This window comes from Janthinobacterium sp. Bl 1, from assembly GCF_058215535.1.
On record NZ_CM177086.1, the window covers coordinates 5,157,127 to 5,176,570 of the forward strand.

General features: G+C 64.8%; 17 protein-coding genes. 13 read left to right on the forward strand and 4 right to left on the reverse strand.

Annotated features, from left to right (window positions below; translation table 11 throughout):
• Positions 1-2: 2 nt before the first annotated feature.
• From AC4BCN_RS23235 to AC4BCN_RS23280, 10 genes are read left to right on the forward strand one after another with little or no spacing between them, the layout of a single operon-like run.
• Entirely contained in the window at positions 3-1,604 is a 1,602-nt protein-coding gene (locus AC4BCN_RS23235; protein ID WP_490491859.1) for a type II and III secretion system protein family protein, read from the forward strand.
• Between the two features lie 9 nt (positions 1,605-1,613).
• The gene (locus AC4BCN_RS23240; RefSeq protein WP_490491860.1) at positions 1,614-1,901 is read left to right on the forward strand and encodes a hypothetical protein; all 288 of its coding nucleotides are present in this window, start codon (positions 1,614-1,616) and stop codon (positions 1,899-1,901) included.
• Positions 1,902-1,947: 46 nt separating this feature from the next.
• Complete coding sequence (locus AC4BCN_RS23245; protein ID WP_490491861.1) at positions 1,948-3,498, forward strand: pilus assembly protein TadG-related protein; 1,551 nt, start codon at positions 1,948-1,950, stop codon at positions 3,496-3,498.
• Positions 3,499-3,505: 7 nt separating this feature from the next.
• Positions 3,506-3,973, forward strand: coding sequence for a TadE/TadG family type IV pilus assembly protein (locus tag AC4BCN_RS23250; RefSeq protein WP_034750833.1), 468 nt, complete (start codon positions 3,506-3,508; stop codon positions 3,971-3,973).
• Between the two features lie 10 nt (positions 3,974-3,983).
• Positions 3,984-4,502, forward strand: a complete 519-nt coding sequence (locus AC4BCN_RS23255) for a TadE/TadG family type IV pilus assembly protein (protein ID WP_490491862.1) — start codon at positions 3,984-3,986, stop codon at positions 4,500-4,502.
• Positions 4,503-4,538: 36 nt separating this feature from the next.
• On the forward strand, positions 4,539-5,690 hold the full coding sequence (locus tag AC4BCN_RS23260; protein ID WP_128142240.1) for a CpaE/TadZ family protein: 1,152 nt from the start codon (positions 4,539-4,541) through the stop codon (positions 5,688-5,690).
• A gap of 45 nt (positions 5,691-5,735) precedes the next feature.
• Positions 5,736-7,103: a TadA family conjugal transfer-associated ATPase gene (locus AC4BCN_RS23265; protein WP_034750845.1), complete on the forward strand. Its 1,368-nt coding sequence runs from the start codon at positions 5,736-5,738 to the stop codon at positions 7,101-7,103.
• A gap of 10 nt (positions 7,104-7,113) precedes the next feature.
• On the forward strand, positions 7,114-8,088 hold the full coding sequence (locus tag AC4BCN_RS23270) for a type II secretion system F family protein (protein ID WP_139091497.1): 975 nt from the start codon (positions 7,114-7,116) through the stop codon (positions 8,086-8,088).
• Positions 8,089-8,107: 19 nt separating this feature from the next.
• Complete coding sequence (locus AC4BCN_RS23275; RefSeq protein WP_490491863.1) at positions 8,108-9,055, forward strand: type II secretion system F family protein; 948 nt, start codon at positions 8,108-8,110, stop codon at positions 9,053-9,055.
• Positions 9,056-9,068: 13 nt separating this feature from the next.
• The gene (locus AC4BCN_RS23280) at positions 9,069-10,085 is read left to right on the forward strand and encodes a LytR C-terminal domain-containing protein (RefSeq protein WP_490491864.1); all 1,017 of its coding nucleotides are present in this window, start codon (positions 9,069-9,071) and stop codon (positions 10,083-10,085) included.
• Between the two features lie 8 nt (positions 10,086-10,093).
• On the opposite strand, the gene AC4BCN_RS23285 is transcribed toward AC4BCN_RS23280, so the two are convergent.
• From AC4BCN_RS23285 to edd, 3 genes are read right to left on the reverse strand one after another with little or no spacing between them, the layout of a single operon-like run.
• Positions 10,094-10,615, reverse strand: a complete 522-nt coding sequence (locus AC4BCN_RS23285; protein WP_490491865.1) for a Rhs element Vgr protein — start codon at positions 10,613-10,615, stop codon at positions 10,094-10,096.
• Between the two features lie 57 nt (positions 10,616-10,672).
• Positions 10,673-11,302 carry a bifunctional 4-hydroxy-2-oxoglutarate aldolase/2-dehydro-3-deoxy-phosphogluconate aldolase gene (locus AC4BCN_RS23290; protein ID WP_070303463.1) on the reverse strand — a complete coding sequence of 210 codons (630 nt, stop codon included), beginning with the start codon at positions 11,300-11,302 and terminating at the stop codon, positions 10,673-10,675.
• A gap of 3 nt (positions 11,303-11,305) precedes the next feature.
• Entirely contained in the window at positions 11,306-13,219 is a 1,914-nt protein-coding gene (gene edd, locus AC4BCN_RS23295; protein ID WP_490491866.1) for a phosphogluconate dehydratase, read from the reverse strand.
• A 336-nt stretch (positions 13,220-13,555) separates the two neighbouring features.
• On the opposite strand from edd, the gene pgi reads away from it, so the two are divergent.
• On the forward strand, positions 13,556-15,220 hold the full coding sequence (gene pgi / locus AC4BCN_RS23300) for a glucose-6-phosphate isomerase (protein WP_490491867.1): 1,665 nt from the start codon (positions 13,556-13,558) through the stop codon (positions 15,218-15,220).
• A gap of 14 nt (positions 15,221-15,234) precedes the next feature.
• Positions 15,235-16,131 (forward strand): SMP-30/gluconolactonase/LRE family protein, encoded by an 897-nt coding sequence (locus tag AC4BCN_RS23305; RefSeq protein WP_490491868.1) that lies wholly within the window; start codon positions 15,235-15,237, stop codon positions 16,129-16,131.
• A 240-nt stretch (positions 16,132-16,371) separates the two neighbouring features.
• Here the strand turns inward: AC4BCN_RS23305 and AC4BCN_RS23310 are convergent, their stop codons facing one another.
• Entirely contained in the window at positions 16,372-17,325 is a 954-nt protein-coding gene (locus AC4BCN_RS23310) for a chemotaxis protein (RefSeq protein WP_034750860.1), read from the reverse strand.
• Positions 17,326-17,888: 563 nt separating this feature from the next.
• On the opposite strand from AC4BCN_RS23310, the gene zwf reads away from it, so the two are divergent.
• On the forward strand, positions 17,889-19,361 hold the full coding sequence (zwf, locus tag AC4BCN_RS23315) for a glucose-6-phosphate dehydrogenase (RefSeq protein ID WP_034750861.1): 1,473 nt from the start codon (positions 17,889-17,891) through the stop codon (positions 19,359-19,361).
• Positions 19,362-19,444 lie beyond the last annotated feature (83 nt).

The following is a 19,444-nucleotide window of genomic DNA, read 5'->3' on the forward strand; positions in this document are numbered from 1 at the left end:
CCATGAGCACATATTGCACAGCAAGCGAAAGCCGGGCACTCAGCCTGGCGCTTGCCCTCGCCCTGATCGGCGCCCTGGCGCCCCAGGCACGCAGCGAACCCGTTGCCGCCACCGCCGCTACCGCCGACACCGGGGCAGCCAAAAGCAGCCGCGCCACCACCCGGCCCAAGGCCACGCCGCCGCAAAGCGAATCGCGCGCCGGCCGTACCGAGATGGCGCCGCAAATGAGCCTGGCGGAAGGCAAGTCGACCCTGATGCGCCTGCCGTTCGCCGCCAGCCGCATGTCCGTCGGCGACCCGCGCATCGCCGACGTCATCCTGCTCAATCCCAACGAGGTCTACCTGCTGGGACGTTCCGTCGGCACCACCAACCTGATCCTGTGGAACAAGAGCAATGACGCCACCATCATCGACCTGGCCGTCGGCATCGACAGCAGCAGCCTGCAGGCACGCATGGCCGAGCTGCTGCCGAACGAAAAGATCAACGTCACGGTGGCGGGCGACACCCTGATCCTGTCGGGCATGGTCAGCGACGTCGTCAAGGCCGACCAGGCCCTGTCGCTGGCCAACGCCTATGTGCAGCGCAGCGCCCGCAGCGGCAGCGCCGCCTCCGGCGCAGCACCCGCCGCAGCCGCAGGCGCCGCCGCTCCGGCCCCCGCCGCCACGCCCGATGCCAGCACGCCGCGCGTGATCAATCTGCTGTCGATCGCCGCGCCGCAGCAGGTGATGCTGGAAGTGAAGGTGGCCGAAGTGTCGAAAGTGCTGGTCGACCAGCTGGGCGCCAGCCTGGGCATCAACAAGACCATCGGCAGCTGGTCGTATTCGCTGCTGTCCAGTCTGCTCAGCAACAATCCCAGCGGCTTGAGCGGCGCCAGCAAGAACAACTTCTTCAACCTCGACGCGCAAAAACGCGATGGCCTGATCAAGGTGCTGGCAGAACCGAACATCATGGCCATCAGCGGCCAGGAGGCCAGCTTCCTGGCTGGCGGCAAAATCTTCATCCCCGTCAGCCAGACCAACAATAACGGCGTGCCCACCATCACCCTGGAAGAGAAGGAGTTCGGCGTGGCCGTGAAATTCACGCCCACCGTGCTCGAAGGGGGCCGCATCAACCTGAAGGTGGCGCCGGAAGTGTCGGACCTGAACAAGGACGGCATCGGCATCACGGCCACGGGCATCTCGGCCACGGCCATCCTGCCTTCGTTTACCACGCGGCGCGCCACCACCACGGTGCAGCTGTTCGACGGCCAGAGCTTCGCCATCGGCGGCCTGATCAAGAACAACGTGACCAGCAATATCAAGGCCATGCCAGGACTGGGCGAAGTGCCCGTGCTGGGCGCCCTGTTCCGCAGCACGGACTTCCAGACGGACCGCTCGGAACTGGTCTTCATCATCACGCCGCATCTGGTCAAGCCGCTGCCGCCCGACTACAAGCTGCCCACCGACGGCTACATCCAGCCGACGCGCGGCGACATGTTCATGCAGGGAAAAATGGAAGGCAGCGCACCGGCGCCCGCCCCCGCAGCGGCACAGACACCGGCACCAGCGCCCATGCAGCCGCAAGCGGCCGCGCCCCAGCCTGCCGCCGGCTTCGACCTCAAATAGGAGAACACCATGAAAAACGCACATCGCCTGCCTTGCGCCACCTTGCTGCCTCTACTGGTCCTGCTGGCCGGCTGCGCCGCCACCACCACGCCCGTGCTCGATTCGCACTTCGGCGAATCGGTGGCCCTGCTCAAGGCGCAGCAGATCATGTATCCGGACGCCTACCGCAATGCCAACCCCGTCAGCGGCATCGACGGCAAGGCCGGCGTCAGCGCCTACCAGCGCTACCAGAAATCGTTTGCGGCGCCGGAACCGCAACCGAATGTCTTCACCATCGGCGTGGGCGGACGCCAGTAGGCGCCGGTCCCGCGATGCACTTCCCCCAGGCCACCAGGAGACAGCCATGAACACCGCATTTCGCAGGCACGACAAGCAGCAGGGCGCGATCGCCATCGTGCTGGGGCTGACCCTGGTGGTGCTGTTTGCCATGGGCGGCCTGGTGCTGGACCTGGGCCACCTGTACATCGCCAAGGCGGAACTGCAGAACGGCGCCGACAGCGCCGCCCTGGCCGGCGCCGTGGAACTCAATCAAAGCGCGGACGGCATCGACAATGCGCAGGCCAAGGCCATCGCCATCGCGCAAAAGAACCGCTACGATTTTTCCACCGCGCTGACCATCACGGCCGCCAACATCGAGTTCGGCCCCAGTCCGGACGGTCCCTGGTCATCCGGCGCCAGCGCCCGCACCAGCCCCCAGGGCCAGACCTTCATCCGCGTCGACACGGGCAGCAAGACTTTCGCCACCTACCTGATGGGCATCGCTGGCATCGCCAGCACCAGCACCTCGGGCGTGGCAGTGGCGGGCCGCTTCGTCAACGACGTCACGCCGATCGGCGTGTGCGCCGTCGACCCGGCCAACAAGACGGCGCAATACACGTATCCTGCCGCGCCGGCCGGCACGGGCCTGACGGAGCTGGTGGAATTCGGTTTCCGCCGCGGCGTCACCTACAACCTGTTCGGTCTCAATCCGCTGGGCGGCCCGTCCGATCCCTACCTGATCAATCCCGTCGACGCCCCGCCCGGCACCTGCAGCGCCTCGCATGCGAGCGCCGCCTCCACCGCGCCCTTCATGTGCACGGGCAGCAGCGCCGTCATCACCAGCGGCACGGGCCAGGTGTACACGAACACAGGGCTGACGGCCTCGCTGGCCGCCTCGCTCAATTCGCGCTTCGACGATTACGGCGGCCCCTCCGTATGCGACCCGGCGACGGCGCCGCCCGACACCAACATCAAGGAGTATCCTTGCGTGGGCGCCGCGTCGCCCTGCGCCGCCACTGCCGCCAATTCGCCGCCCGCCAGCTGGATGGAACCGGGCGCCAGCACCTTGCCCAGCCAGCAGCCCGTCAGCCTGGCAGGCAGCAAGCCGAATTACCAGCTGCCGTCGGCCGGCACGGTTCCCGCGCCATCGGCCACGTTCGCCCAGTTCTCCGGCTACGGCGTGCTGTGGTCCTACGGCCCCGCCTACCAAAGCAATGGCGCCACCCCGGCCAAGGCCGGCACGGCGTATAGCGTCGCGGACGGCAACGCCAACCCCATGTACAGCACGGCCAAGGCGAATTACTTCGACACGGCCAGCTACCCCGTCAACGCCGGCGCAGGCTTTCCTGCCAGTACGCCGCCTTCGCCGTACAACCAGACCAGCGGCCCCACGTTCCAGGCGCCGTCGCCGGCCCATCCGGGGCAGCGCAACCGGCGCATCCTCAACGTGGTGCTGGTCGACTGCCGCACGGCGCCCGTGGGGCCTGCTTCGTGCGGCACCATGAACGCGGTCGGCATCGGCAAATTCTTCATGACGATGAAAGCCGATTTCAGCGGCGGCACCAAACGCCTCGACGTCGAGTTCGCGGGTCTGATCGAGCCCGTGCCGAATTCCGAAATCAAACTCTACAAGTGAGGCGGCCATGCGCATCCACCACTCCCCCCTCAGGCAGCGCGGCGGCGCCGCCGTCGAATTCGGCATCGTGCTGGCCCTGCTGATCACCCTGCTGGCAGGCATCTTCGGCTTCGGCCGCGCCTTCTGGTATTACGACGCGCTGACCAAGGCCACGCGCGACGCGGCGCGCAACATGTCCGTCAAGGCCAAGGCCGGCATCGCCTCGCAGGGTGTGCCGGCGGCCAGGCAGACGGTGGTCGACGCGGCCCTCAGCGCCGGCATCAGCGACTTCACCACGGCCAACGTGACGGTCACCTGCCTGGACGCGGCGTTCAACGACAGCAACTGCAACGATGGCACGGCGCCGGGCGGCATCCGCGTCGAAGTCGTCAACTACACGCTGTCGGTGGGCCAGTACCTGCCCTTCGTGATCGGTGCGGCCAGCAGCTATGCCACGCCGCTCTCGCCGCGCACCACCATGCGCTACATGCTGTAAGGAGAACGCCATGCGCCACCGCTTTTCATCGTCTCCTCCAGCCGGGCGCCAGCGCGGCGCCGCCGCAGTCGAATTCGCCCTGGTGTCGCTGCTGTTTTTCACGCTGCTGTTTGGCATCCTCGAATTTGGCCGCATGCTGTACCTGTACAACACGGTGCAGGAAGTGACCCGCCGCGCCGCGCGCGAAGCGGTGGTGCGCTGGATCGACGAGACCGACGCCATCAAGACCCTGGCCCTGTTCGGCGGCACGGCCCTGCCGGCCGCGCCGGAACTGACGGCCGCCAACATCACCATCCGCTACCTGAACAAGAGCGGCGCCGAAGTGACCTTGCCGCCGACGGACCCGGGCGACAACCTGTCGGCCTGCGGCGACATCACGCGCACGGCCAGCTGCATCGACAGCGTGCGCGTCTCGATCGACAACGTCAGCTACACGCCGATGGTCAGCCTGTTCGGTTTTCTCAATATCGCCGTACCAGCCTCGGTGGTGGTCATGCACGCCGAAAGCCTGGGCTTCCAGATCAACTGAACGCCTTTACCGAACACTTTTACCGGGGAGTACCAAGTGAATATCGTCATCGTCTCGAAGAATGAAGCCCAGCTCAAACGGCTGACCCGCTTGCTGCGCGAACGCAGCACGGCCGACCGCGTCACCCTGCTGGCGAGCATACCCGATGTATTCGACAACGGCGTCACGCCGGACTTGCTGCTGCTGGAGCAAGAGCAGACGGGCGAGGCGGAGCTGGAACAGCTCGAGCTGCTGGGCGGACGCCATCCGAACCTGGCCATCATTGTGCAATGCCCGCAGCAAAGTCCGCAATTCCTGCTGCGCTCGATGCGCGCCGGCGTGCGCGAAGTGCTGCAGCCGGACGACGACGCGGCCCTGTGCGCCGCCTTGCGCCGCATCGAGGAAAAACTGCAGAAGCAGGTCACGCGCAAGGGCCAGGTGCTGGCCTTCGTCTCGTGCAAGGGCGGCAGCGGCGCCACCTTCATCGCCGCCAACCTCGGCTACGCGCTGGCCGCCGGCGAACAGCGCAAGGTGGCGCTGTTCGACCTGAACCTGCAGTTCGGCGACGCCGCGCTGTTCGTCTCGGACCACAAGCCGGCCACCACCCTGTCGCAGCTGTCGCAGCAGATCGTGCGCCTCGACGCTTCGCTGCTGACCGCCAGCATGATCCAGATCACGCCCGCCTACAGCGTGCTGGCCGCCGCCGACGACCCGGCCCACGCGGCCGACGTCGAAGCCGACCATATCGACCGCTTGCTGACCCTGGCGCGCAGCCAGTACGACTACATCCTGCTCGACGTGGGACGCGGCCTCGATCCCGTCAGCGTGCGCGCGCTGGACCGGGCCGACCTGATTTTCCCCGTACTGCAGGCAACGTTGCCGTATGTGCGCGACGGCAAGCGCCTGCTCGACGTGTTCCGCGGCCTCGGCTACCGCGAAGACAAGATCCGCCTGATCCTGAACCGCTATGCCAGCAGCGACAGCATCCGCGTGGCCGACCTGGAAGCGGCGTATGGCAAGCACGTCTACAAATCCATCCCCAACCACTACGAAGCGGTGGCGGCCTCCGTCAGCCAGGGCGTGCCCATTCTCAAGCTGACGCCGCACAACGCCGTCTCGCGCGCCCTGCAGGAACTGGCCGCCAGCATGGCCGGCGAAACCCCGCCCGCCGCGCAAGGCTGGGTTTCGCGGCTGCTGGCGCGCGCCTGATTCCCTACAGCGCGCCTGATCCCCTACATTTACCGGAGACCGATCATGACTGTCGAAAAACTCACCCTGCGGGACCGCCTGGGCTATGCCCAGGATGACGCCAGCCTGAATGACGATGCCGCGCACCAGGGCGCATCGAGCCAGAGCTACCAGCAGCTCAAGCACCGCACCCACCAGGCGCTGCTCGACCGCGTCGACCTGGAAGGCATGCAGCGCCTGTCGCGCGAGCAAATCCGCGAAGAGCTGAAAATCCTCGTCAGCGACGTGCTCACGGAAGACAATGTGGTGATCAACGAGCTGGAACGGCGCTCGCTGATCCGCGACATCCAGGACGAGGTGCTCGGCTTCGGCCCGCTCGAACCGCTGCTGGCCGATCCCGGCGTGTCCGATATCCTCGTCAACACCTACCGCCAGGTGTATGTCGAGCGCCATGGCCGCCTGGAGCTGAGCGACGTCTGCTTCACCGACGACGCGCATTTGATGAAAATCATCGACAAGATCGTCTCGCGCGTGGGCCGGCGCATCGACGAATCGAGCCCCATGGTCGATGCGCGCCTGCCCGACGGTTCACGCGTGAACGCCATCATCCCGCCATTGGCCATCGACGGCCCCGTGATGTCGATCCGGCGCTTTTCGGCCCAGCCCCTGCGCCTGGCCGACCTGCTGCTCAAGCACAGCCTCACGGAGGAAATGAGCACCACGCTGCAGGCGCTGGGCAAGGCCAAGGTCAACATTCTGATCTCGGGCGGCACGGGCAGCGGCAAGACCACGATGCTCAATGCGATTTCCGGCTTCATCAGCACGGCCGAACGCATCGTCACCATCGAGGACGCGGCCGAACTGCAGATGCAGCAGCCGCACGTGGTGCGCCTGGAAACGCGCCCGCCAAATATCGAGGGCAAGGGCGAAGTGACGCAGCGGGCGCTGGTGCGCAACGCGCTGCGCATGCGCCCCGACCGCATCATCCTGGGCGAAGTGCGCGGCGCCGAGGCGCTCGACATGCTGGGCGCCATGAACACGGGCCATGAAGGCTCGATGGCCACCATCCACGCGAACACCCCGCGCGACGCGCTGACGCGGCTGGAAAACATGATCAGCATGGCCTCCGCGGCCCTGCCCGTGAAAGCCATGCGCCAGCAAATCAGTTCGGCCATCAGCGTGGTGGTGCAGGTGTCGCGCCTGACGGACGGCAAGCGCAAGGTCACGTCGATTCAGGAAATCACGGGCATGGAAGGCGAGATGATCACCATGCAGGAAATCTTCACCTTCCGCCAGACGGGCATCGGCGAGGACGGCACGGTGCAGGGACATTTCCATGCCAGCGGCGTGCGGCCGCGTTTCCTGGAACGCCTGCGCGCCTTCGGCATCAGCCTGCCGGAAACCCTGTTCGATCCCGCCCGCCAGTACCATTAAGGGGAGCATCATGGACTATCTCTATTACGTATTCGCCATCCTCACCTTCATCGCCGTGGTACTGCTGATCGAGGGCGTGTACCTGGCGTGGAACACCTCGCGCGGCCCGGAAGCGGAAAGGGTCGCGCGCCGCCTGCGCATCATGTCGGCCGGCGCGCATGGCGACGCGGGCAGCTCGATGATCAAGAAACGCCTGCTGAGCGACACCCCCTCCCTGCAGCGCGTGCTGCTCAGCGTGCCCCGCGTGCATGCGCTCGACCGCCTGCTGGAACAGTCGGGCATGACCTGGAGCGTGGCCAGCTTCGCCGGCGTGATGCTGGCCTCGGCCGGCGCCGCATTTTTGCTGCTCAGCTACTTCAGCGTGCCGTGGCTGCTGCTCCTGCCGCTGGTGGCCGGCGCGGCCCTGCTGCCGCTGCTGGTGGTCTTGCGCGCCAAGGCCAAGCGCCTGCAGCGCATCGAACAGCAATTGCCCGATGCGCTCGACCTGATGGCGCGCGCCCTGCGTGCCGGCCACGCCTTCCCCACCGCCCTGAAAATGGTCGGCGATGAAATGAACGCGCCGCTGGCCGTGGAATTTCGCGCCACCTTCGATGAAGTCAATTTCGGCATCGCCATGCAGGACGCGCTGATGAACCTGGCCACGCGCGTGCCCAGCACGGACTTGCGCTACTTCGTCATCGCCGTACTGATCCAGCGCGAAACGGGCGGCAACCTGGCCGAGCTGCTCGACAGCATCAGCCGCATCATCCGCGAGCGCATCAAGCTGCTGGGACAGGTGCGCGTGCTGTCGGCCGAAGGCAAGCTGTCGGCCTGGATTTTGTCGCTGCTGCCCTTCGGCGCGGCGGCCATGATCCAGCTGACCAATCCGCAATTCCTGGAAATGCTGTTCGTCGATCCGGGCGGACGCAAGATGCTCGCCGGCGCACTGGTGATGATGGTGTGCGGCATCCTGGTCATGCGCAATATCATCCGCATCCGCGTCTGAGCCCGCAAGGAGAATCCTCATGAATCCCGTCCATTTCGCCTTTCTCGCCCTGCTCTTCATTGCCGTCTTCGGCACCGTGCTGGTGGCCATGCGCAGCTTTGCCCCCGATCCCTTGCGCCAGCGCATGGACAACGCCACCGGCAAGAGCGCGGCGGCGCCTGGCGCCTCCACGCCCAGCCCCTGGCTGGCGCGCATGGTGCGCCTGAGCGGCCCGCTGGCCAAACTGTCGCTGCCCGATCAGGGTTGGGAAGGCTCCGTGATGCGCCGGCGCTTCATGAATGCCGGCCTGCGCCAGGCATCGGCGCCCATCCTGTTCTTTTCCGCCAAGACCATGCTGGCCATCGGCCTGCCGCTGCTGCTGTTCCTGGGCCTGAGCGCCTCGGGCAGCCAGATGGCCGGCAAAGCTCTCTTGTTCTGGCTGCTGATCGTGGCCGCCATCGGCTACTACCTGCCCAATATCGTGCTGGCGCAAATGATCAAGCGGCGCCAGCGCGACATCTTCGAAAGCTTTCCCGATGCGCTGGACTTGATGACGGTGTGCGTGGAAGCGGGCCTGGCCATGGATGCGGCGCTGGCCAGGGTGGCGGCCGAGATCGCCCTGAAAAGCGCCGTGCTGGCCGAGGAATTGCACCTGGTGATGCTGGAACTGCGCGCCGGCAACACCAAGGAACGGGCGCTGCGCAACCTGGCCCTGCGCACGGGCGTCGAGGATGTCGACGCACTGGTGGCCATGCTGATCCAGGCCGAGCGCTTCGGCACCAGCATCGCCGCCTCGCTGCGCGTGCAGTCGGACCAGCTGCGCACCAAGCGCCGCCAACTGGCCGAGGAAGAAGCGGCGAAGATCGCCCTCAAGCTGCTGTTCCCGCTGATCTTTTTCATCTTCCCTTCGCTGCTGGTCGTCCTGATGGGACCAGCGTTCCTGCAAATCTACCGCGTGCTCCTGCCCAGCATGGGCAGCGGCAGCTGACCGGAGAACCGCCATGTCACAGCACACCACCCTGATGCTCATGCTCGCCTGCGCCGGCCTGCTGCCCGCCTGCGGCCACCTGCCCGGCCCGGCCACTCAGAGCAACCATGCTGCGCCGCCCCAGGCGCGCATCGATGACAGCCCCGCCACCCGCAGCGCCGCTTTCTGCAAGCTGGGCAAGCGCATGCAGGAACTGGGCGACCCGCGCGCGGCGATGGAAGCCTACCGCGAAGCCCTGCTGCTCACGCCCGACTCGGCCGACGCGCGCAATGGCGCCGCCGTGCTGCACGCGCAACTGGGCCAGCTGGAAACGGCGCGCGGCATGCTGCAGGCGCTGGCGCAAGAGACGCCGACGGCCAGGACCTACAACAACCTCGGCTACGTGCTGTACCTGCAGGGCGATTACGCGCAGGCGGCCAGCGTGCTGCGCCAGTCGCTGCAGCTCGACAACGGCCAGCAGCCGGCGCGCGCCAATCTGGACCTGGCCATCGCGGCGCTGGCGCGCAGCATAGTCACGATCGATGCCACCGTGGAGACCATCGTGCCCGACCTGGCGCCGGCGCCCGCGCCAGCGGCGCCTGCCAGCCGCCTGCAGCTGACGCAGTTGCAGCCGAATATCTTCACGCTGAGCTGGCGCGACGCTCCTGTGACGGCGCAAGCCGCCTTGCCAGCCCCGGCAAAACCGGTGGCGCCGGTGGCAACCCTGCCACGGCTGGAAGTCATCAACGGCAATGGCGCAACGGGGATGGCAGCGCGCATGCGCGGCATGCTGGGCGGCATGGGCATCAGCGTGCTGCGGCTGGGCAACCAGCGGCCGTACGGCGTCCAGGCCAGCAGCATCGTCTACCGCTCCGGTCATGCGCAGGCGGCAGCCGCCCTGGCCCTGGCCTTGGGCGGCATGCCGCAGCTGCAAGCGGCGGACGACGGCGGCATCGGCGCGGGCGCCGACCTGCGTTTATTGCTGGGCAAGGATGCGGCGGCCAGCCTGCGCGCGCCGGACGTGCGCCTGGCGTCGAACACGACACCGTAACAGTGGCATCAGCGCGGCAGCAGGCGCCGGTCGGCGGGATTGATCAGGAAGCCTTGCAGGATATCCTGCAGCTGCGGCAGCTTCGCCACGTAGGCGGGAATGCCCAGCTGGCGCGCGCCGAAGTAGTGGGCGATGATGTCGCCCTGCTGTTCCATGTTGAAGTCGGACAGGACGTCGCCCGCTTGCGCATCGTAGCGGTAGGCGCGCTGGCCGATGTAGCCGCCGCGCAGCGCCAGCAGCACGCCATGCAGCAGCACGCTGTAGCCGAGCTGGTACTGCCACACATGCACCATCTCGTGGATGAAGAACAGCTTGCCGCTGTTGCCTTCGCGCGAGAAATCGTCGCGGTACTGGGCCGGCATGAAGTGCAGGCTGCCGCGCGGCGTCATCGCCGTGTTCTGGTCCTGCAAGCCGAACGGTAGAAAGGAGCCGCGCACGACGCGCACGCGCGCGTAGTCGATGGCGCCCTGGAAGACGCTGCGGGCCATGGCGGTTTCGCCGATGGTGAGGGGGCGGCGCAAGACGCGCATGGCACTGAGTCAGGGGGAAGAAGCGGCAAGCGTAGGAGCCTGCCGCGCGGGTACCGCTTAAACCGAACGAAGGCCGCTGGCCGCCTTGGCGATTTCCGTGATGCGGTCCCAGTTGCCGGCCGCGATCGCGTCTTTCGGCGTCAGCCAGGAGCCGCCCACGCAGGCGACGTTTTTCAGCGCCAGGAACTGCGACGCCGTCTCTTGCGAGATGCCGCCCGTCGGGCAGAACGTCACGTCCGGCAGCGGGCCGTAGATCGCGTTGAGCATGCCGATGCCGCCCGCCGGCACGGCCGGGAACAGTTTCAGCTGCTGGAAGCCGTTTTCACGCGCCGCCATCACTTCGCCTGGCGTCATCACGCCTGGCAGCAATGGCAAGCCGCTGCTTTTCGCCGCCGCCACCAGGGCCGACGTCAGGCCTGGCGACACGCCGAAGACGGCGCCCGCATCGCGCGCCTGCACGAATTCCTCGGGACGGGTCAAGGTACCCACGCCGACGATGGCGCCCGGCACTTCCGACATGGCGCGGATCGCTTCCAGGCCGTGCTTGGTGCGCAAGGTTACTTCCAGCACGCGGATGCCGCCCGCCACCAGCGCGCGCGCCAGCGGTACGGCGTGTTCAGGATCGTCGATCGCAATCACGGGGATCACGCTCGATGTGCGCATAATTTCCAGTAGTGTCATGGTCATCTCTTATTTCCTAGCCAAAAAGTCTTCATCGGAACCCGGTACGGTATCACCGACATTGTCGGCGTCGTGCAAGGCGACGGTGGTGGGAATCGGCGACGGCAGGCCGAAGGTGGTGGCACCCTCTTCCGCCGCGCTGACGGTGGAACGGAACATGGAAAACAGCTCGCGGCCCATGCCGATATGATTCGGCGACAGGTCGGCGGTCACCAGCGAACGCGCGTGCCAGACGTCGGCCGGCACCAGCGCTTCCAGTACGCCGGTGAAGGCGTCGAGACGGATGATGTCGCCGTCGCGCACGAGGCCCAGCGGGCCGCCGGCGAGAATCTCTGGCGACACGTGGATGGCGGCCGGCACCTTGCCCGACGCGCCCGACATGCGGCCATCGGTAACGAGCGCCACGTGGCGGCCCGCATCCTGCAGGTTGGCCAGCGCAGGGGTCAGCGCATGCAGTTCCGGCATGCCGTTGGCGCGCGGGCCCTGGAAGCGCAGCACGGCGACGAAGTCGCGGTCCAGGGTGCCCGCCTTGTAGGCGGACATGAAATCTTCCTGCGAATTGAACACGAGCGCCGGCGCTTCGACCGTGCGGTGCTCCGGCTTGACGGCCGAGACCTTCATCACGGCGCGGCCCAGGTTACCTGCGACCAGGACCATGCCGCCGTCCGGCGCGAACGGATTCGAGGCCGGGCGCAGCACGTTTTCGTCGGCGCTGGTGGCCGGTGCATCTTTCCAGAAGACCTTGCCGTCTTCGCCGAGGAACGGCTCCATGCAGTGCGCGCGCAAGCCGTGGCCGAGGATGGTGTTGACGTCTTCGTGCAGCAAGCCCGCGTCCAGCAATTCGCGGATCAGGTAACCGGTGCCGCCGGCCGCGTGGAAATGGTTCACGTCGGCGTCGCCGTTCGGGTAGATGCGCGTGAGCATCGGCACGATGGCCGACAGCTCGTTGAAATCGTTCCAGTCGATGACGATGCCGGCCGCCTTGGCGATCGCCACCAGATGCAGGGTGTGGTTGGTCGAACCGCCCGTGGCCAGCAAGCCCACGACGGCGTTGACGATACATTTCTCGTCAACGATATGGCCGACCGGCAAATAGCTGGCGCTCTGCGCCGTGATGGCGGCGGCGCGCTGGGAGGCGGCCACAGTCAGCGCATCGCGCAGCGGCGTGTTCGGCGTGATGAAGGCGGCGCCCGGCATGTGCAGGCCCATCACTTCCATCAGCATCTGGTTGCTGTTCGCCGTGCCGTAGAAGGTACAGGTGCCGGCGCCGTGGTAGGCTTTCGATTCGCCTTCGAGCAAGTCTTCACGCGTGGCCTTGCCTTGCGCATACAGCTGGCGCACTTGGGCTTTTTCCTTGTTCGACAGGCCCGACGTCATCGGACCGGCCGGCACGAAGACGGCCGGCAAGTGGCCGAAGTGCAGCGCACCGATCAACAGGCCCGGCACGATCTTGTCGCACACGCCCAGGTACAGGGCGGCGTCGAACATATTGTGCGACAGCGCCACGGCCGTCGACATGGCGATGGTGTCGCGCGAAAACAGCGACAGTTCCATGCCCGGCTGGCCTTGCGTCACGCCATCGCACATGGCGGGCACGCCACCGGCAAACTGGGCGACTGCGCCCACTTCGCGCACGGCTTGCTTGATGATCTGCGGGAAGCCTTCGAACGGCTGGTGCGCCGACAGCATGTCGTTGTACGAGGAAACGATGGCCACGGACGGCTTCTTGTATTCCTTCAGCGACAGCTTGTCGTTGGCGGGAAAGGCGGCAAAGCCGTGCGCCAGGTTGGTGCACGACAGGGCGCCGCGCTGCACGCCCTGGATGCGGGCCGCATCCAGATGCGCCAGGTAGGCGCCGCGCGATGGCCGGCTGCGCGCGATGATGCGCGCTGTTACGGATTCGACTACTGGATGCAGCGCCATATGGATTTCCTTAAAAATGAGTATTTCGTGAAATTTTACTACAAAATGCTGAGGAAGAAGCACTCTTGCATGGGCCAGCAACACAAATAAGCGACAGATTGCGGCGTATCAAGGCAAACCCGGGCAATATCGCGTACCGGCACGTGTCAACGTGGCTCTTATATGTCACGCGTGCCATCGCTAAAAAAAGCACAACAAAATCCGCTTCGCGTCACAAACTGTAGTGAAATTACGTTTTTCTGATGTATTATTCTCATACCAATGCCGGATCCGCTGTTCGCCACGACGAACGCGCCGCGCTCCTTTCAACCGAGACAAGCACCCAAGCCGACCGCCATGCGCCAGCCAGCACCTACTCCTGCCATCACCGCCACCGCCAGTTTCCAGTCCCTGCAAGCGCATAGCGCCAGCCTGCGCGAAGTGCATCTGCGCCAGCTGTTCGCGGCCGACCCCGCCCGCTTCTCCAGCATGACCGTCGATGCGGCCGGCCTGTTGCTCGACTATTCGAAAAACCGCGTCGACGCCACGGCCATGGGCCTGCTGATGGACCTGGCCCGCGAGCGCGGCGTGGAAGCGCAGCGCGAAGCCATGTTCACTGGCGAGAAAATCAATCTTACCGAACATCGGGCCGTTCTGCATACGGCTTTGCGCGCGCCACGCGGCACCAGGCTGGTCGTCGATGGCCAGGATATCGATGCCGACGTGCAAGATGTGCTGCAACGCGTCAAGGCGTTTACGGACAAGGTGCGCAATGGCAGCTGGCTCGGCTACACGGGCAAACCGATCTGCGACATCGTCAACATCGGTATCGGCGGCTCGGACCTGGGTCCGAAAATGGCGTGCCTGGCCCTGCGCTCGTACGCCAACCCGGGCCTGGAAATGCACTTTGTTTCCAACGTCGACGGTCACGACATGGAAGCGACCTTGTCCAAGGTCGATCCGGAAACGACCCTGTTCATCGTGGCTTCGAAAACTTTTGTTACGGCAGAAACCATGCTCAACGCCAACACGGCGCGCGCCTGGTTCCTGCTCGAAGGCGAAGAAAAGGATCTGGCCCAACATTTTGTGGCCGTCTCGACCAATACGCAAGCCATCGTCGACTTCGGCATTTCGCCGGACAATATGTTCCCGTTCTGGGACTGGGTCGGTGGCCGCTACTCCGTCTGGTCGTCGATCGGCCTGGCCGTGGCCCTGTCCGTCGGCTTTGAATACTTCAGCGATTTCCTCGCCGGTGCGCATGCGATGGACCAGCATTTCCGCCAGGCCCCGCTGGAACAGAACATGCCCGTCGTGCTGGCCATGGTCGGTTTCTGGAACCGCCAGTTCCTCGATTGCGGCTCCGTTTCCATCGCGCCGTATCACCAGGACTTGAGCCGCTTTGCCGCCTATCTGCAACAGCTGGACATGGAAAGCAATGGCAAGCGCGTCACCAAGGATGGCCAGCCCGTCGATGTGCCGACCGGTCCCGTCATCTGGGGCGATTGCGGCACGAATGCGCAACATGCGTATTTCCAGCTGCTGCACCAGGGCACGGACATCACGCCCATCGATTTCATCGCCGCCCTGCGCGCCACGCACGACTTGCCGGGCCACCACGACGCCCTGCTGGCCAACTGCTTCGCCCAGTCGGAAGCCTTCATGACGGGCAAGACGGGCGACGAGGTGCGCCTTGATTTGCAGGTGCAAGGCTTGCCGGAAAGCGAGATCGAAGCGCTGGTGCCGCACAAGACTTTCCCCGGCAACCGCCCCAGCAACACCATCCTGATGGACCAGCTGACCCCGACCACCCTGGGCGCCCTGATCGCGCTGTACGAACACAAGACCTTCGTGCAGGGCGTCTTGTGGAACGTCAACAGTTTCGACCAGTGGGGCGTGGAGCTGGGCAAGGTGCTGGCCAAGAAAATCCAGACCGAACTGACGGGCGAAGCCCGTCCCGACCACCACGACAGCTCGACCAATGGCTTGATTGCCTTGGCGAAAGCCGCCAAGGCGGCGTACTAACTTAATTGAGGTTTATGAATATTTACGAAATCAAAGTAGTCAGCGACAAAGCCATGCAAGTGGGCGAATGCCCGCTTTGGCATGGCAAGGAAGCGGCCCTGTACTGGGTCGACATCGATGGCCGCGCCGTGCACCGCTTGCACCCGGCCAGCGGCAAGCATGAGCAATGGAATATGCCGACGGAACCGTCGGCGCTGGCCATCAATGCGGGCGGCGGCCTGATCGTGGCCTTGCGCAGCGGCTTTGCCCACCTCGACACGAAGACGGGCAGCCTGGCGGAAATCGCCCCGGCACCGTTCGACATGAGCACCACCCGCTTCAACGATGGCAAGGTCGATCCGGCGGGCCGCTTCTGGGTCGGCACGATTTTCGAGCCGCGCAACGCTGACGCTGCAGAGATGTTCGTGCTGGACAAGGGACAAGTACGCAAGATCTGGTCGGGCGGCATGACCGTGTCGAACGGCCTGGGTTTCAGCCCGGACAAGCGCACCATGTACCACTCGGATACCACCACGCACCGCATCGACCGCTTCGATTTCGATGCGGCCACGGGTGCCATTTCCGCGCCGCAACCGTTCCAGCGTTTTTCCCCGGACAAGAAAGCGTTTGATTACGGCGGGCGCCCCGATGGCGCGGCCGTCGACAGCGAAGGCAATTACTGGTCGGCCATGTTTGAAGGCGGCAAGATCTTGCGCTTCGCCCCCGACGGCCATTTGCTGGGCGAAATCACCGTGCCCGTGCGCTGCCCCACCATGGTGACATTCGGCGGCCCCGACCTGCGCACCCTGTACATCACCAGCGCCAGCCACAACCGCTCGGCCACCGAAATCGCCGACTACCCGTTGACGGGCCACGTCTTGTCCGTGCGCGTGGACGTGGCGGGCCAGCCGGAAACAGCTTACCAGGCGTAATCCGACACCATTGTTGACCGTGGCGGCGTCGGATTACGCGCAGCTTCGCTGCGCCAATCCGACCTACCGGACTGCCACGTGCCCAGAGGCGTGGCGGACCAGCCGTAATCGTTTGCCAGCAAGAAAAAGCGCCGGCACCCGCGAGGGTCCGGCGCTTTTTCTTGCGCAACGGCGTAGGTCGGATTAGCGGGACGAAGGCCCGTGTAATCCGACAACAGTGTTGACCGTGGCCGCGTCGAATTACCGCGACAATACCTTGCGGATCGTCTCGGCCAATTCAGCCGCCACAAACTTCGCCACATACCCATCGGCGCCCACGCCCTTGACGTGGTCTTCGTTGGTCGAGCCCGTCAGCGACGAGTGGATCACCACGGGGATGTTGGAGAAGCGGCCATCGTTCTTGATGTTGCGCGTCAGGGTAAAGCCATCCATTTCCGGCATTTCCAGGTCGGTCAGCACCAGCGCGACCTTGTCTTTCGCCGTCTTGCCTTCCGTGGCCGCCTGGGCCGAGATGGCCTGCAGGCGCTCCCATGCTTCCTTGCCCGTCTTGGTCATGATGAAAGGCACGCCCATCGCTTCGAGGCCCTTTTCGATCAGCGAGCGGGCCAGCGAGGAATCGTCGGCCGCGAGGATCACGGCGCCGGCCGGCAAGCGCACTTGCGGGCCGATGCTGTTCTCGTCCACGTCCGGATCGCCCGACGGCAGCACGTTGCGCAGGATTTGCTCCACGTCCAGCACTTGCGCCAGGCGTGTCTTGTCCGTATCGCCATCGAGGCGGGCGATGCTGGTGACGAGGCCGCCACCGACGCTCGATTCGGCCGACAGCACCTGGTTCCATTCCAGGCGCACGATTTCATCGACCTCTTCCACGGCAAACGCCTGTGTCGAGCGGGCAAATTCGGTCACCATCAGGATCTTCAAGCCGCTGCTCTTGCAGCCGACCGCCATCGGCAAGTCGATCACGGGTACGATCTGGCCACGGATGTTGACCACGCCCAGCATGTGCGGGTGCGAACCGGCCACCGCCGTGATGGCAGGCATTTCCATGATTTCACGGACTTTGAACACATTGATGCCGAACAGTTCGCGGCTGGTCGAGTGATCACTGGTACCGAGCTTGAACAGGAACAGTTCGAATTTGTTATTGCCTGTCAGGCTGGTGCGTTCATCGACATCTTGCTGCATTGAATTCATTGTGTCCCCTTGAGCCGTCTTGTAAAGTTAAGTCGCCTGCCCCTGATGCTGCGGACAATGCGGACTGCACGTCGCATGGACGTCGGATGGCGGGTTCGGGGCATGGCCGGCGCTAGCGGTGCAGTGTGTATCGTACAATTTCTTACAACCAATAGTTGCTATCGATTCCAGCTTGAATTATACGGTTTTTTACTTTCTCCAAAGCTACTTTACGCTGCCAACGGCGATCCTGACAGCATTTCTTGCTTTGCCTGTTGCTACAGCGCAAATGATGACGCGGAGAACTAGAAATTTCCCTGGCAACCATGGTTACTTTGAAACGCCGCGTGAAAAGCAGGACAGCCTGCCCAGGCCGACGAACGGCATATAATGGCCATGCCGGCATCGCAGGCATGCATAGCGGGCAAAATGGCGACGATGGCGGCCGGAATGTAGTAAAATTTCTTGCAATTGCCTGTTCTACGTAGTAAATTTACACCACCGATTATAGTAGCGACAGACTGGCACTTCCGGTCGGCTTCCTCCCCGCTCCGGCCCTTTTACTTTTGCGACGACACTCACTTATGGCACTTACCGATTTTGACCTGGTCCTGTTTGGCGGCAGCGGCGATTTAGCAATGCGCAAGTTGTTGCCTGCAATGTATGCGCGCGACGTCGCGAACGATTTGCCGCCGACGGCGCGCATCATCTGTGTGGGCCGCCAGGACAGCGGCCAGGATGCCTTCCTGAAAATGGTGGAAACCAACTCGCGCCCGCATATCAAGGCCAGCACCCTGAATGCCGCCACCTGGAGCAAATTCTGCGCGCGCATCGTGTATGTATCGCTCAACGCCAGCGATGCGGCCACGTACGCGCCGCTGGTCGAAGCGCTGCGCGGCGATGCCGACCTGACCCGCGTGTACTACCTGGCGACGCCGCCGCATTTGTTCGCGCTGATCTGCGACAACCTGGAAGACAACGGCCTGGTGACGCCGAATTCGCGCGTGGTGCTGGAAAAACCGCTGGGCCGCGACCTGGCCAGCGCCAAGCAGATCAACGCCGAAGTGGGCAAGGTGTTCCAGGAATCGCAGATCTACCGTATCGACCATTACCTGGGCAAGGAAACCGTGCAGAACTTGCTGGCCCTGCGCTTCGGCAATATCCTGTTCGAGCCGCTGTGGCGCCGCGAATGGATTTCCGACGTGCAGATCACCATCGCCGAAAAGCTGGGCGTGGGCAACCGCATGGGTTACTACGACACCTCGGGCGCGCTGCGCGACATGCTGCAAAACCACTTGCTGCAACTGCTGTGCATCGTCGCCATGGAACCACCGACCTCGATCGCGCCGGACGCCGTGCGCGATGAAAAGCTGCAAGTGCTGCGCTCGCTGAAAAAATTCACGCCCACCACCCTGGCGCAAAACATCGTGCGCGGCCAGTACCGCGCCGGCCACGTCGACGGCGCCACCGTGCCGAGCTACCGCGACGAGCCGGATGCGCCGGAACATTCGCGCACCGAGACCTTCGTTGCGCTGAAGGCCGAGATCGACACCTGGCGCTGGGCCGGCGTGCCGTTCTACCTGCGCACGGGCAAGCGCATGGCCGACAGCCTGGCCGAGATCGTTGTGCGCTTCAAGCAGATCCCGCACTCGATCTTCAACCAGCCCACGTCGAGCTTCCAGCCGAACTGCCTGGTGATCCGTCTGCAGCCGGACGAAGGCTTGCGCATGAACCTGATGGCGAAAACCCCGGGCGACGGCATGCGCTTGAAACCGGCGGAACTGGAACTCGATTTCCGCGAATCGTTCAAGACCCCGCGCATGGACGCCTACGAGCGTTTGCTGCTCGACGTCCTGCGCGGCCAGCTGACCCTGTTCATGCGCGGCGACGAACTGGAAGCGGCCTGGGAATGGGTCGAGCCGATTCTCGACAACTGGGAACAGAACGACAGCGCGCCAATTCCATACACGGCAGGCACCTGGGGCCCTGCGGCCGCCAGCGCCCTGATCGGCCGCGATGGCTTGCAGTGGCGTGAAGAAGCATTACCCGAGGATTAACAGGCAAAACAGGGGCCTGCCCGCAGATGGGCAGGCCTTTTACCTATTACCCCCACACTCCTGAACACCTACCAGAAGACTAC